Origin of the sequence: Cycloclasticus zancles 78-ME, from assembly GCF_000442595.1 — a bacterium.
GTDB lineage: Bacteria > Pseudomonadota > Gammaproteobacteria > Methylococcales > Cycloclasticaceae > Cycloclasticus > Cycloclasticus pugetii.
In genome coordinates, this window is the sequence record NC_021917.1 from 944,051 (window position 1) to 957,408 (window position 13,358).

Below are 13,358 nucleotides of genomic sequence, written 5' to 3' on the forward strand. Positions count from 1 at the left end.
AATAAGGCACCCTCTAATAGGTTTTAGCGTTAATAATTTATTGACCAGTTAACCCGTCGCCTGATTTGGAGCAGTCTATAATGAGCTGGAGCCGAAGTGGGGTTTTACCTTAGAGCAAGTCTGCTGCCTTGTGATTATAGTTAAAGATAACCAGAGACACTAAAACAGCGGCTTGAATAACCGATTTTGGCATGACAGTAGCAAAAGCGATAAAAAATTAAACAGCCTCTTTTCTTAAAAACACCCATTCTTTGTCTGAAGATTGTTCTGCTGAGAATGCGTAGCCGGCGGTGTCAAACTGTTTGATATCGCTGGGGCTTTCCAGTCTATTTTTAATAATGTAGGCGCTCATCATACCGCGTGCTTTTTTAGCATAAAAACTGATAATTTTATATTTATCATTTTTCCAGTCTTTGAAAACCGGAGTGATCACTTGAGCATTCAGCTGAGCTGGTTTGACAGCCTTGAAATATTCGTTAGAAGCTAGATTAATAAGAACAGGGCTTTTCTGTTCGGTAAGTTCTTGATTCAGTTTGTCGGTAATTTTATGACCCCAAAATTCATAGAGGTTTTTACCTCGTTGGTTGCTAAATTTTGTGCCCATTTCTAAACGATAGGGCTGGATTAAATCTAAAGGTTTAAGTAAACCATACAAACCAGAAAGAATACGTAGGTGCTTATGAGCCCACTCTAAATCGTCTTCTGAAAATGAGCTTGTATCCATGCCTTCGTAAACATCACCTTTAAATGATAATAATGCCTGTTTGCTATTTTTATCGGTGAAAGGTCGTTGCCACTCAATAAACCGGTTGCTATTGAGCACGCCTAATTTATCACTAATACTCATCAAACTAGACACGTCTGATGGTGACAGGGTTTTAAGTTGATCAATTAACTCCGCTGAATCATCTAAAAACGCCGGTTGTGAATGGCTTGTTGTAGCGGGCGGGGTGTCGAAATCTAAGGTTTTCGCAGGAGAAATAATCAATAACATAGCCTTAACTCATTTTAAGTGATGTGTGTTCGTATTGTACGGTAAATATACTGGTTCAGTTAAGTGAGAAAAGAGGCTTTATTTATAAGGGCTCTCTATTATAAAACGTGATGAGAAAAATAATAATAAACACGCAGCGAGGGTATGTTGGCGGGCCAAAAATTGACTTAGCTAGTTACTTTAACTATAGTGCAATGCAATAAACAAGTTTATTCTTAATTAATTATTTGGAGTGCCAGAGTATGAGTAATTCAGTAGCCTTAGTAACAGGTGGTATTGGCGGTATTGGGTCTGAGATATCTAAAAAGTTATCACAGAACGGCTATATTGTTATTGCAACAACGTTTAACAAAGAAATTGAAAAAGCAGACGAATGGGTAGCTGCTCAAAAGAAAGAAGGGTTTGATTTTTTAGTTGAAGAAGCAGACGTTACAAGTTTTGACGCTTGTGCTGAGATGATTAAACACGTTGAAGAGACAGTTGGCCCAATTGAAGTGTTGGTTAACTGTGCAGGCATTACTCGCGATGGCTTTTTGAAAAACATGGATGAGTCTAATTGGGATGCTGTGTTATCTACTAATTTAGATGGCGTGTTTAATATGACTAAAAATGTTCTAGACTTTATGTTGAAAAGAGGACATGGACGGATTATTAATATTTCTTCAGTAAATGGCCAACGTGGCCAATTTGGTCAAACCAACTACTCTGCGGCAAAAGCCGGTATGCATGGTTTTACAATGGCGTTAGCACAAGAAGTAGCTCGTAAAGGGATTACTGTTAATTCAGTAAGCCCAGGTTATGTAGCGACTAGCATGGTTATGGCGATTGATGAAGGCATTCGTAATGAATTAATTTCGCAAATTCCAATGCAACGTTTGGCTGAACCGGTTGAGATTGCTAATGCGGTCAACTTTCTAGCCTCAAGCGAAGCAAGCTATATAACAGGGGCAAATATTCCTGTTAATGGTGGCTTGTTTACTAGTTTCTAAGGAGTCTGAAATACTTCTTTAGAGAGAAAAAGGCAACCATTTGGTTGCCTTTTTTATTGACAGCTAGTTAAGTAATCGATATTACTGGACTAGGTTTTTATTTTTTAAATAATTCAGGGAGCGGTGAAAATGCAAAATGACCTTATCAAACAGTGGGCTCAATTAAGTAAAAAAGCCAATGAATCATTAAAGAAAATTAATACGTTAAATACCCAATCGGTAAAACAACTAACCCAATTGCAAATGGATTTGGTGTCGAGTTGTCTCGAAGGAAGTATAAAAAAAGTTACCTCAGTGAATAAAGTTGGCTCAATGACAGAGTTGATGAATTTACAATCTAGTTTGTACAAGGAGTTATCAGAAAAAGTATTGAAAAATGCGCAATCGTCAGTCAAAGTTGCAATGGAGACAAGGAAGGCGATGGGCGAGCTTATCCAAGAAGGCTTAGCAGAGGCGCCTTCAATGGTTATGACGCCTGTGGCTAAGAAAACAACACCAAAACCTGCCGCTAGGAAAGCGACCCCCAAGCCTGCAGCACCGAAACCTGCTGCTAAAAAAGTTCCCCCCAAACCCGCGGCTAAGAAAGCAGCACCGAAACCTGCCGCTAAAAAAACTCCCCCCAAACCGGCGGCGGCTAAGAAAGCCGCACCGAAGCCTACAGCTAAGGAAGCCGCACCAAAACCCGCTGTCAAGCAAACGGCACCTAAAGCAACGGCTAGAAGCACGCAACTACCAAATCCGTCAGGTCGCCCTGTAACAGAAGGTGATGCTAAAAAATAATTATGTCTCGCGCTAAGGTCTACAATGTTAGGTAGACCTTAGCGGTATGAGGTGGGGAAGTATATGAAAGCAACGATTGAAATTGAGGCAACACCTCAAGAAATGAGAGAGTTCTTGGGTCTGCCTGATGTTCAAGCTATTCAGCGCGAAGCGATAGAGAAAATTCGTAATAAAATGCTAGTTGGTATTGAGTCGAGTGATATGGTTGAACTCATGAAACTATATATGCCAATGCCTGAACAAATGTTGGCAATGGAAGGTGTTCAAAAGACTATGTGGGATGCGATGATGAAAACGGTTGAGCTATCAACATCGACAGACAAAGGCAAATCCTAAGCTAGTCCTTGTTCCAGTGATTGGATCAGTGTCTGTTGAGTTCTTGGGCTAGTGAATGCACCAATGTGCCCGCCAACTAGCGCTTGTTCTTGATAAAGCTCCGGCTTTATATGTTGCTTCAGTGCGCGTGTTGCTTCGGGTGGGACAAGGTGATCTTGTGTTGCGTAAAGGTTTAGCACCGGAGACGTGATTTTGTTCAGTAAAACAGCATGCCCAGCAATGGTTAATGTGTTTTCATGTAATTTGTTCTGTTGATAAAAATTAATTAAAAACTCATCGGCAGCCGCTCTGTTTAAATCTGGTCCGTCATGTAACCACCTTTCCATGCGTAGGAACGTGTTTAAGCTTTCAGTGTTGTTAATAATATGCTTGAGTCGACGGTACTTTTCTCGGTTTAATTGAAAAGGTTTTATGGCTTTAAAAAGTTGGCTTATAAGCTCAGCAGGCACATTGCCTGTATGAGACGCTAATGCTTGTGTGTTTAAGTGACTGGTCCAACTTGTTAAGGGGTTGTTTTTAGTATGAAAATCTATGGGCGTCACTAGGGTTACGAGCTTGCGAATTTCAGTTGGGTGAAGCGCGGTATAACATAAGGAGAAGACGCCGCCTTGGCAAACACCTAAGAGGTCTATTTTTTCTTCTTTAGAGTGGTGTTTTACTTGCTGAACGCAACGGTGTAAATAACCATTAATATAGTCATTTAGGTCTGTAAAACGATCACTACTATCGGGGTATCCCCAGTCGATGAGGTAAACCGGGTAACCTTTCTCTAATAAACGTAATATAAGGGATCTTTTAGGCTCAAGATCCATAATATAAGGGCGATTAACCAGAGCGTAGGTTATTAGGATAGGGAGTTTTTTCTGCGCAACATCAAGAGGGTTATAGTGAAAAAGTTGCAGCTTATTTTCACTATAAATAAGTTCTTTGAGGCTACTGCCGACTTCAGGCGGGGGTTGTTTATCCTTGTCAGCTAGCTTCTCCATAAGAAGCACAAACTCATCTTGCCAGATATTTTCGTGATCTTTGGTTTTATTCGGCATCTGCTCGGCTCAACAGGCGTTATTTTAATTGATAAATGGTTTGTCTAAGTTCGTTAATGACTTCGTCGGTTTGTGCTTTATATTCTGCAAACTCCATTCTAAGTTTATGCAGGCCATTTTGTAAATCTTCTAATGATTGTTGTGTTGGAAGGCCGAATAGCTCAGCTGCTTGTTCAGAAAAAGCATGTTGTGTATTTTTTAAGTTATTTAATGATTCAAACAATTTTTTTTGCGCATTTATATAGTCATCTGTTTGACTGATCTCACTAAACGCCTTTTCTCCAGCAGTTAACCAAAAAATACATAGCTGTTCATTCGATGCGTCTGGAGACTCATCTTTCAAGGCTTGAAAGTGCTTCATTGCTGATTGGCTTAACTTGGCATAAAGCTGATTTAATTTAGACAGCGCTGCTTGAATACTAGAGAGATTTTCTTGGGCCTGTAATGGAAGTTCGCAGATTGCTTGGGTAAATTGCTGTATCAGCTGGGTATCAGTGCTTGATTGAAAGTTATTGAGACTAAAAAAGCTTTGGAGCCATTTAGTTTGTGGGTTTGAGGCTGTGTTAAATCCGAGAGTGCTGGGTAAGTCCCAAAATTTTGATAAATCAGTCTCGTTATTATTTACGTTGTTAATTAGCTGCTGATAAAAGTCGCCGTGTTCTTGAAACTTTTGTAAAACGGCCTTGTACTCATCTGGCAGCTTACTGTTCATTAATGTAAAAAATTGAGTATAAGGGCTTCTAGTATCTGTAGTCATTTGTGTTGTTTCTAATGAACTAGCTATGATTATATTGAAATAAAACTAAAACGTAATGCTGGCTTTTATGTTTAGTTGCTTTGTAAGGGGAGTGATTGTTGCGCAATAATCTGTTTAAGTGACCAATGCTTAATACCCCAATTTAGAATGTCTGCTGTGCTTGATTCTAACAGTTCTTGGGGTGGGTTTAAGCTTAAATGAACAAATGTTCTTAAAAGTGTGGGTTTAACAGGTGATAATGAGATGTCGCTCGCATAAGTTTGTTTGCTCAATTTAATGCCGCTAGTGTCTGTAATAACAGGGATATGGGCATAATGAGGTGTTTGTATGTTCAATAATTGTTGTAAATGAATTTGTTGGTAGGTGCTGTCTAGAAGGTCATGCCCTCGTAATACTTCAGTAATGCCTTGTGTATTATCATCTATAACAACAGCAAGGTGATAAGCATAAACACGGTCTTTACGAAACATTACAAAATCATCATGCTGTGTTTGTAGTTTATGGTGGGAGGGACCTTGCACGGCATCGATAAATGATATTTTTTTATTTGCTAATCGGATACGTAATGCAGAAGGTTGATTGGGTTTTAGCGGATGGCTTAGACAATGGCCGTCATAAAGACCTGCGTGAAGTCCTCTGTTGGCTAAATCTTTGCGAGAGCATTGACAGGGATAAAGTAATTGACGTTCAAGGAGTTGTTCTAACGCCTGTTGATAGTCATGATGGCGAGTGTGCTGGTAGAAAACAGGCTCATCCCATGTAAGGCCGAATTGCTCGAGTGTTTTAAGTATTTTGCTGGAATACTGTTGCTGACAGCGAGCGGAGTCTAAGTCATCTATTCTTACAAGCCATTTGCCGCCTTTAGATCGTGCTTGTAAAAAGCTAGCAATAGCCGTGTATAAAGAGCCGTAATGTAAAGGGCCGGTTGGAGAGGGGGCAAATCGCCCCCTATAAGCTGGGTCCAAAGCAACCAAAAGATAGGCTTAAGGCAAAGGCATCAAATCTTTTGTTTTTCTCTTATCTCATCAAGAGATTTACAGTCAATACATTGTGTGGCAGTTGGGCGTGCTTCTAAACGCTTAATAGCTATTTCTATGCCACATGTTTCACAAAACCCATAGTCACCAGCGTTTAACATGCTAATGGACTCATCAATTTTTTTGACCAGTTTACGTTCACGATCGCGTGTTCTTAACTCAAGGCTAAAGTCAGCTTCTTGGCTGGCTCTATCTGTTGGATCTGGAAAGTTTGAAGCTTCATCTTGCATGTGATGAACGGTACGGTCTACATCATCCATTAGGCCTTCTTTCCACTGCATTAGAATAGATCTGAAGTGTTCAACCTGAGCAGGACTCATGTGTTCCTCACCTTTCTTTGCTTTGTAAGGTTTAAACTCTAGGTGACTTGCATCTAAATTTTTATCTTTGTTTGTAGCCATTATTTTATTTGTTACCAATGGTTAAAAAAATCAAGCGCGCATAAATATCAGATATTGCGGAAATAAGCAATGTTTTTCGTCGATTTGAATGCTCGTACGTTCAGTTGTATTGCTCTAAAATATAGACTTTATTTCAGGTTTCTACAAAGGTTTTTTGATGAATGTTGGGAAAGTTTCTAAGCGCGTTGAACAGGTTTTTCCGTTTTATGTGATGGATATTATGGAGAAAGCTAAAGCGCTTGAAGAGCAAGGGGAAAATGTTGTTCATATGGAAGTAGGGGAACCAGACTTTCCAACCCCTGAACCGATCTTAAAGGCTGCTCAAGGTTTTTTGGAAAAAGGAGATGTTCACTATACTAAAGCGCAAGGCTTACCTGCCTTACGAAAAAAAATAGCAAGGTATTATCGTGATGAGTATAACGTTGACCTATCGCCTGAACGTATTTTTATAACGCCAGGTGCATCAGGGGCCTTAACGGTTGCCTTAGCATCATTGATAGATGCAGGTGATGAGGTGCTGACCTGCGACCCGGGGTATCCCTGTAATAATAATATAGTTACTTTATTTGGGGGGCAGCCAACCTCTATCAATGTTGGTGAGGAACATGGTTTTCAACTAACAGGGCAGTTAATTGCACAAGCATGGTCGAAGGCAACACGTGGTGTAATGATGGCCTCACCCTCAAACCCAACTGGAGCAACGGTTAATTTTGATCAGTTACAAAATATTGTTCAAACAATAAGAGAGCGAGAAGGGTTTTTAATTTCAGATGAGATATATCATGGGCTTGTGTATGGGCAACGAGCCATTTCAGCATTAGAAATATCAGATGATGTGTTTGTTTTAAATAGCTTTTCAAAGTTTTTTGGAATGACAGGCTGGCGCTTGGGTTGGTTGGTGGTGCCTGAATACGCTATATCAGCTGCAAATCGGCTTATGCAAAACTTATATATCTCTGCACCAACGCCTTCGCAATATGCCGCTTTAGCTGCCTTTGATGAGGATACACGAGTGATTTTGAATCAACGTAGAGATGAGTTCGAGCAGCGTAGAGATAGGCTTTACGAGGGTTTGGAGTCATTGGGGTTTGTAATGATGGCTAAGCCACAAGGTGCGTTTTATATTTATGCGGACTGCCGATTATTTACGGATGATAGTTATGCGTTTGCTTTGGAGTTATTGGAAAAAGCAGGTGTAGCAACAACGCCAGGGAAAGACTTTGGTTCTAGCGAACCTGCAAGGTATCTTCGGTTTGCATACACGACATCAATTGAACGTATTGAAGAGGGCTTAAAGCGAATTAAAACCTTCTTAGCAGAACGTGGTAGCTAAGATTAACTGCATAGTGCAGGGTTGGCTCGCTTGAACCTATTAGCTACCGTGTGTAATTAGTTTCTTTTCCCAGGCTAAGGATGTTTTAACGATCAGGTTTAAATCATCGTACTGAGGTTGCCAGCCAATGGTTTGACGGATTTTTTCAGCCACAGAGATGAGTTCTGGTGGGTCACCGGCACGACGGGGCATTTCTTCGACACAGATGGGTACGCCATGTTCTTCATTAATAGCGTTAATGACTTCTTTAACGCTAAAACCATGGCCGTAACCACAATTAAGGGTTGTTGATTCGCCATTATTTCTTAAATAATCCAGAGCGTTAATATGTGCTTCAGCTAAGTCAGACACATGGATGTAATCACGAATACCGGTGCCATCGGGTGTTGGGTAATCAGTGCCAAAAACAAATAATTTTTCACGTTTGCCAACAGCAACTTCAGCGGCGACTTTAATGAGTAAAGTCGCATTTTTTGTTGATTGACCAATTTTTCCATCGGGGTCCGAACCGGCAACGTTAAAATAGCGCAAGATAACGTGATTGAGTTCTGTGGCTTTAGATAAGTCGCGAATCATCTGCTCACTCATCAGTTTAGAACTGCCATACGGGTTAATCGGTGCGGTAGGGGTTTCTTCTGAAGCAAAACCGGTTTCAAGCTCGCCGTATACAGCAGCAGTAGAGCTGAAGATTATATTTTCTATGCCTGCTTTAGAGCAGCACTCCAACAGGTTACGCGTGCAACAGGTATTATTTTCATAATACTTCAGTGGGTTTTCAACAGACTCAGGGACGATGGTGTGAGCTGCAAAATGTAGGACAGAATCAATATTGTGTTGTTGTAGGATGCGGTCTACAAGTTTTTTGTCGCCGGTGTTACCTTGAATGAATTTACCGTACAAAATTGAGTGTTCAAAACCAGTTGATAAATCATCTAATATGATGATGTTTTCGCCTCGTTCGCCAAGCAACTTAACAACATGGCTACCTATATAGCCTGCGCCGCCGGTCACTAAAATGGATTTTGCTGTCATAAGGTGTTTTCCAATAATTGAATGGTTACATATTGGCCTTTCTCAATGTCGCTAGCTGATTGCTCTAAGACAATTAAGCAGTTAGCTTTAGACATAGAGCTTAGCATGTGTGAGCCTTGTCCGCCGGTTGAATGAACCAATAGCTCGCCGTCTTTGTTTTCAACAAACCCACGTTGAAATTCGGTACGCCCAGGCTGTTTTTTGATGATTTCAGTTGTTTTGGCCTGTAAATTAACACTTGTTTGTGGCGCTCGCCCCATGATTTTATGTAATGCAGGCAGCACAATTTGCTGAAAGGTCACCATGACTGAGACAGGGTTGCCCGGCAAGCCAAAAAAAGCAGCCTCGCCGATAGTACCAAAAACTAGCGGTTTGCCTGGTTTAATGGCAATTTTCCATAAATTAACGGTACCAATTTTAGCCAGAACTTCAGCAATAAAGTCGGCCTCACCAACCGAAACGCCACCAGTGGTAATGATCAGGTCACAGTTTTTAGAAGCGGATACCAACGCTTCTTCAACAGCAAGGCGGTTGTCTGGAATGACACCTAAGTCTATGGGTGTAACACCCGCTTGTTCAAGTAAGGCTTGCAAGGTGTAGCGATTGCTATCAAAAATTTGCCCAAGTTGAGCTTGTTGTCCAATAGAAATGAGTTCATCACCGGTTGAGAAGAACCCCACGGTGAGTTGTTTGAAAACGCTAATGTCTGCAATGCCACAAGCTGCAAGTAGCCCTATGTCGGCAGGCTTTAAGAGCTTGCCTTTATTGAGTATTGCTTGATTCTTTTTTGTGTCATCTCCAATGTTTCTGATGTTTTCACCGTGTTTTGGTTGCTGTGTTATTTGAATCTGTTCGCCGGTTCGATGAACATTTTCCTGCATGACAACGCAATCACAATCATCTGGAACATAGGCGCCGGTAAAAATTCGGATACATTCCCCTTTAGCCACTTTTTTGGTGAAAGGTTTGCCGGCCCAAGAAACACCAATCACTTTTAGTGAGTGACCTTGTTGGTCACCGGTTCGAATGGCATAACCATCCATGGATGAGTTCCTAAAACTAGGAACATCTACAGAAGACTTTATATCTTCATAGGTGATTCTATTAAGCGAGTCCTTTAGCGATACACGCTCATAACGATCAGTTTGCTGAAGCGTTTGTAAAATTTGAGTTAATGCTTGCTCCAGTGTTAATACCCCAGGGGTGCTACAACAGTCAGTCATTCTGTGGCCTTTAAAAATTGGTCGATGATAAAGTTAGCGATTTGTTCAGGCTTGTTTATGTCAAAGTGTGGAAGCTCTGTCGATAAGTTTGTGTTGCTGGCTATAGCGATAATTGAAGGGTCATTAGTGTATAGAAAAGGGGCGTTTAATTCAGCTCGATGCAGTTCAATTTTTGGATAAAACGTGTGTTTAAAGCCCTCAACAATCACCAAGTCAACAGAGCCTGGAGGAAAGCAACCTAGTTGTTCTGCCAGAGTGGGCTCGTTTCCGTCTAACTCGGTAATCACCGCGCGACGATGACTAGAAACCAACACAACAGGGGAGGCCCCAGCTTTTCTTAGGCGATAGCTGTCCTTGCCTGGTTGATCGATTTCAAAATCATGGTGGCTGTGCTTAATTAAGCCAGTTTTCAGCCCTCGTTCATTCAATATAGGAATGAGTTGGCTGATAAGCGTTGTTTTCCCAGTACCGCTATTGGCTACAAAACCTAAAATAGGCGCGGGTGGTGACGAGTTATCCGCTGTGTGCGAGTTCTTCATGTGGTTAAAAGTGTGATGCATTAACCCATAGGTGAACATAGATACTGGCTATATAGCCTAACGCGATAATCGGTGTCCATTTAAGGTGAGAAGCAAACGTGTAAATGCCACGAGCCTGCCCCATTAAAGCTACACCTGCAGCCGAGCCAATGGAAAGCAAGCTACCACCAACACCAGCTGTAAGAGTGACTAACAGCCATTGGCCATGTGACATATCTGGGTTCATCGTGAGTACCGCAAACATAACAGGGATATTATCGACAATAGCCGAGAGTACGCCTACGATGACATTGGCAACCGTTGGTCCTAGTTCACCATACATCGTTTCAGAAATCATGCCTAGATAACCAATAAAGCCTAATCCACCGACAGCCATAATAACGCCGTAGAAGAAGAATAAGGTGTCCCATTCTGCGCCAGCCACTTTTTTAAAGACATCAAAGTCTTTATCACGAGTATAGTCAGTATTTCTCGCTTCCATGCCCTCGTTAAATCGGTCTTCTGTGGGGTTGCCGCTAAAACGATAGGTTCTTTTGAGATAGTAGCCAAAAAACTTTAAATACGCCAAACCGGTCATCATGCCAATAGCAGGGGGTAAATGAAGAAAGTTGTGGAAGCTCACAGCCGTTAGAATGGTTAATAAGAATAGGACGACAATAACTATTCCTCCGCGATGCATTACAAGTTGTTCGCCGTCAACTTTGTCGGGGGAGCCGCTTGGAATGAAAAAATGCATGATGGCCGCAGGCACGAGGTAGTTAACAAAAGACGGCAAAAATAAGGTGAAAAACTCGGTAAAACGAACAAGTCCTTTTTGCCAAACCATCAGTGTTGTAATATCGCCAAACGGGCTAAAGGCACCTCCAGCGTTTGCTGCAACAACGATAGCAATACATGAAATGGCCACAAATTTTGGTTCTTTGGTACCAACCGTCAAGGCAACTGTGCACATAATAAGCGCGGTGGTTAAGTTGTCAGCTATTGGGGATATAAAGAAAGCGAGTATCCCTAAAAGCCAAAACAACGATTTATAACTAAAGTTTTTCTCAACTAACCAACCTCTTAACGCATCGAACACACCTCGTTCTATCATGGCGTTTATGTAGGTCATGGCGACTAGGAGAAAGAAAAATAGCTCTGCGTACTCAAGAAAGTTATGTCGTATTGCAATTTCAGCGGAGTCATCAAAACCATGTTGTTGGTAAGCAATGGCAATCATGATCCAGATGATGCCTGCTGCTAAAAGAACAGGCTTTGATTTGGGTAAATGAAGCTGTTCTTCAAAAATAACTAATAGGTAGGCAATAGCAAATACGCCAAGGGCTAAATAGCCAATTATATTGTCGGTTAGATCAAGATGACTTGTTTCGCTGGTATTACTAGCAAACGCTATGGTGGGTACAAAAAATATAAATAGTAGGTAAGCAAAGCGTGTAGATAAGTTCATTGATTCCTTAGGTGTAATACAGGTGGGTGGGATAGAGATGAAAAGCATATTATATCATTGACAGGCTATTGGATCGCAAACCTTAATTAGCAAATGTGACTCTGAATTTAATTGTGCCCGACCTGATCAGGCGACGTAGGCAGGTTTGTTTTTGAGCCTGTGTAATAGGCGCAAACGGCCATTGAAAGGGCATTATAAATAGGTGGATATGGGGTAACTGCAAGAAATGAAAAACATGCGCACTGATCTAACAAGCGTTATTAGATGAAACTAAGATCAGCTATTATTTTTTATTTTTCCAATTCTTTTTTCGAGCGGCTTTTAGTGCAGCTTTTTCGGCTAGTATTTTTTCAGTTTTAGCGATCTCAAGCTCAATCATTTTTGGTGTTTCAAGTGTGATGTTGCCTAAGGTTCCACTTCGATAATCATGAATAAAAATAGCAGAAGCCTTATTGAGGTTGACACGACCTCCAGAGACTAAAGCCCCCCTTTTTTTACCGATGGATTCAAGTAGGGCAGTTTCATTTTTTGGTGGCTCATCTAGCGAGTAGCGTTCCATTAAGGCATCGGAGTGTTCTTTTAGAAAATACTCAGCGGCATAATAAGCGATATCATCATATTCAATAGCCGTATCTTTGATGGCCCCTGTGATGGCTAAACGATAGCCGCTGTCTTCGTTTTCTACTTTTGGCCAAAGTAGGCCGGGTGTGTCAAATAAGATTATATTATTGCCTAGGTCAATCCGTTGTTGTGTTTGAGTGACGGCGGGTTCATTGCCCGTTTTGGCAAAGGTTCTTCCTGCTAATGTGTTGATTAATGTAGATTTTCCAACATTAGGAATACCTGTAATAAGGCAGGTAATAGGGGATATCTTTGTACCTTTGTTTGGCACTAGTTTTTGGCAAAGTGAGAATATTTGTTCACTTTTATTCGGTTGATTTAAGTTTAATGCCAGTGTCTTTGTGTTTTTGTTGCGTTCTAAGTATTCCTGCCAAGCTTTTGTTTTATCAGCTTGAGCTAAATCCGTTTTGTTTAGAATTTTAATACAAGGCTTATCAGCACGAATACTAGCCAGCATGGGGTTTTCGCTGCTGTATGGAATCCTTGCGTCTAATACTTCAATAAACATATCCACCTCGGGGAGGCGCTGTTTAATCTCCTTTTGGGCTTTATGCATATGCCCTGGATACCAGTTTATGCTCATGATTAGGTTTATCTGTTAGTTGAGTATCGGTTGTTTCTAATAATGTGGCGGAACTTCATCCAAGGCGGAAAATAGGCTTTTCGTGTCCGTGGATGTGTCTTGAGAGCGGTTTGTTAGCTCTTTGATTTGTTTTTTGAGCGAGTCTATTTGATCTTGCTGCTGACAAAGAACACGATCCAATTGTTGGATCGTGTCTTCTTGATATGCCACTTTTATTTCAAGCTCTGTAATTCTTTCGTCCAT

Annotated in this window: 15 protein-coding genes; 4 read left to right on the forward strand and 11 right to left on the reverse strand. The window is 41.1% G+C overall.

All coding sequences use genetic code 11. The features are described from left to right. Positions 1-217 precede the first annotated feature (217 nt). Positions 218-994 carry a peroxide stress protein YaaA gene (gene yaaA / locus CYCME_RS04675; protein ID WP_020932267.1) on the reverse strand — a complete coding sequence of 259 codons (777 nt, stop codon included), beginning with the start codon at positions 992-994 and terminating at the stop codon, positions 218-220. A 242-nt stretch (positions 995-1,236) separates the two neighbouring features. Here yaaA and phbB point away from each other — a divergent pair, with 242 nt between their 5' ends. The 3 genes from phbB to CYCME_RS04690 all read left to right on the forward strand — a co-directional run bounded on the left by phbB (position 1,237) and on the right by CYCME_RS04690 (position 3,099). Continuing rightward, positions 1,237-1,983: an acetoacetyl-CoA reductase gene (gene phbB, locus CYCME_RS04680; protein ID WP_015006314.1), complete on the forward strand. Its 747-nt coding sequence runs from the start codon at positions 1,237-1,239 to the stop codon at positions 1,981-1,983. 129 nt (positions 1,984-2,112) lie between these two features. Continuing rightward, a complete protein-coding gene (locus tag CYCME_RS04685) occupies positions 2,113-2,763 on the forward strand; it encodes a phasin family protein (protein ID WP_020932268.1) in 651 nt (216 codons plus the stop codon). Between the two features lie 63 nt (positions 2,764-2,826). Beyond that, positions 2,827-3,099, forward strand: coding sequence for a DUF6489 family protein (locus CYCME_RS04690; RefSeq protein ID WP_015006312.1), 273 nt, complete (start codon positions 2,827-2,829; stop codon positions 3,097-3,099). Here the strand turns inward: CYCME_RS04690 and phaC are convergent. From phaC to dksA, 4 genes are all read right to left on the reverse strand, one after another. Next, positions 3,096-4,142 (reverse strand): class III poly(R)-hydroxyalkanoic acid synthase subunit PhaC, encoded by a 1,047-nt coding sequence (gene phaC, locus CYCME_RS04695; protein ID WP_020932269.1) that lies wholly within the window; start codon positions 4,140-4,142, stop codon positions 3,096-3,098. The two genes, CYCME_RS04690 and phaC, sit on opposite strands and share 4 nt — an antisense overlap. Before the next feature lie 19 nt (positions 4,143-4,161). Continuing rightward, on the reverse strand, positions 4,162-4,899 hold the full coding sequence (locus CYCME_RS04700; RefSeq protein ID WP_020932270.1) for a poly(R)-hydroxyalkanoic acid synthase subunit PhaE: 738 nt from the start codon (positions 4,897-4,899) through the stop codon (positions 4,162-4,164). A gap of 71 nt (positions 4,900-4,970) precedes the next feature. Beyond that, positions 4,971-5,873: a tRNA glutamyl-Q(34) synthetase GluQRS gene (gene gluQRS, locus CYCME_RS04705; RefSeq protein WP_015006309.1), complete on the reverse strand. Its 903-nt coding sequence runs from the start codon at positions 5,871-5,873 to the stop codon at positions 4,971-4,973. Between the two features lie 23 nt (positions 5,874-5,896). Beyond that, positions 5,897-6,337, reverse strand: coding sequence for an RNA polymerase-binding protein DksA (gene dksA, locus CYCME_RS04710; protein ID WP_015006308.1), 441 nt, complete (start codon positions 6,335-6,337; stop codon positions 5,897-5,899). 157 nt (positions 6,338-6,494) lie between these two features. Between dksA and CYCME_RS04715 the strand changes: the two genes are divergently transcribed. Then, a complete protein-coding gene (locus tag CYCME_RS04715) occupies positions 6,495-7,670 on the forward strand; it encodes an aminotransferase class I/II-fold pyridoxal phosphate-dependent enzyme (protein ID WP_020162431.1) in 1,176 nt (391 codons plus the stop codon). Positions 7,671-7,709: 39 nt separating this feature from the next. Here the strand turns inward: CYCME_RS04715 and galE are convergent, their stop codons facing one another. The 6 genes from galE to CYCME_RS04745 all read right to left on the reverse strand — a co-directional run bounded on the left by galE (position 7,710) and on the right by CYCME_RS04745 (position 13,358). After that, complete coding sequence (galE, locus tag CYCME_RS04720) at positions 7,710-8,702, reverse strand: UDP-glucose 4-epimerase GalE (protein WP_016390036.1); 993 nt, start codon at positions 8,700-8,702, stop codon at positions 7,710-7,712. Beyond that, a complete protein-coding gene (gene glp, locus CYCME_RS04725) occupies positions 8,699-9,925 on the reverse strand; it encodes a gephyrin-like molybdotransferase Glp (RefSeq protein WP_020932271.1) in 1,227 nt (408 codons plus the stop codon). The genes galE and glp overlap by 4 nt, the downstream gene beginning before the upstream one ends. Continuing rightward, positions 9,922-10,464 (reverse strand): molybdopterin-guanine dinucleotide biosynthesis protein B, encoded by a 543-nt coding sequence (gene mobB, locus CYCME_RS04730; RefSeq protein WP_015006304.1) that lies wholly within the window; start codon positions 10,462-10,464, stop codon positions 9,922-9,924. Before mobB ends, glp begins: the two co-directional genes overlap by 4 nt. Positions 10,465-10,468: 4 nt before the next feature. After that, complete coding sequence (nhaD, locus tag CYCME_RS04735; RefSeq protein ID WP_016390039.1) at positions 10,469-11,911, reverse strand: sodium:proton antiporter NhaD; 1,443 nt, start codon at positions 11,909-11,911, stop codon at positions 10,469-10,471. A 283-nt stretch (positions 11,912-12,194) separates the two neighbouring features. Beyond that, positions 12,195-13,115, reverse strand: a complete 921-nt coding sequence (gene ylqF, locus CYCME_RS04740; protein ID WP_020932272.1) for a ribosome biogenesis GTPase YlqF — start codon at positions 13,113-13,115, stop codon at positions 12,195-12,197. 36 nt (positions 13,116-13,151) lie between these two features. After that, a complete protein-coding gene (locus CYCME_RS04745) occupies positions 13,152-13,358 on the reverse strand; it encodes a SlyX family protein (protein WP_015006301.1) in 207 nt (68 codons plus the stop codon).

What these genes read in the sequence shown, in the direction of transcription:
- yaaA (WP_020932267.1), bottom strand. Translation starts at nt 994, where the DNA reads ATGTTATTGATTATTTCTCCTGCGAAAACCTTAGATTTCGACACCCCG.
- CYCME_RS04700 (WP_020932270.1), bottom strand. Translation starts at nt 4,899, where the DNA reads ATGACTACAGATACTAGAAGCCCTTATACTCAATTTTTTACATTAATG.
- glp (WP_020932271.1), bottom strand. Translation starts at nt 9,925, where the DNA reads ATGACTGACTGTTGTAGCACCCCTGGGGTATTAACACTGGAGCAAGCA.
- phaC (WP_020932269.1), bottom strand. Translation starts at nt 4,142, where the DNA reads ATGCCGAATAAAACCAAAGATCACGAAAATATCTGGCAAGATGAGTTT.
- galE (WP_016390036.1), bottom strand. Translation starts at nt 8,702, where the DNA reads ATGACAGCAAAATCCATTTTAGTGACCGGCGGCGCAGGCTATATAGGT.
- nhaD (WP_016390039.1), bottom strand. Translation starts at nt 11,911, where the DNA reads ATGAACTTATCTACACGCTTTGCTTACCTACTATTTATATTTTTTGTA.
- phbB (WP_015006314.1), top strand. Translation starts at nt 1,237, where the DNA reads ATGAGTAATTCAGTAGCCTTAGTAACAGGTGGTATTGGCGGTATTGGG.
- CYCME_RS04690 (WP_015006312.1), top strand. Translation starts at nt 2,827, where the DNA reads ATGAAAGCAACGATTGAAATTGAGGCAACACCTCAAGAAATGAGAGAG.
- mobB (WP_015006304.1), bottom strand. Translation starts at nt 10,464, where the DNA reads ATGAAGAACTCGCACACAGCGGATAACTCGTCACCACCCGCGCCTATT.
- dksA (WP_015006308.1), bottom strand. Translation starts at nt 6,337, where the DNA reads ATGGCTACAAACAAAGATAAAAATTTAGATGCAAGTCACCTAGAGTTT.
- CYCME_RS04745 (WP_015006301.1), bottom strand. Translation starts at nt 13,358, where the DNA reads ATGGACGAAAGAATTACAGAGCTTGAAATAAAAGTGGCATATCAAGAA.
- CYCME_RS04685 (WP_020932268.1), top strand. Translation starts at nt 2,113, where the DNA reads ATGCAAAATGACCTTATCAAACAGTGGGCTCAATTAAGTAAAAAAGCC.
- CYCME_RS04715 (WP_020162431.1), top strand. Translation starts at nt 6,495, where the DNA reads ATGAATGTTGGGAAAGTTTCTAAGCGCGTTGAACAGGTTTTTCCGTTT.
- ylqF (WP_020932272.1), bottom strand. Translation starts at nt 13,115, where the DNA reads ATGAGCATAAACTGGTATCCAGGGCATATGCATAAAGCCCAAAAGGAG.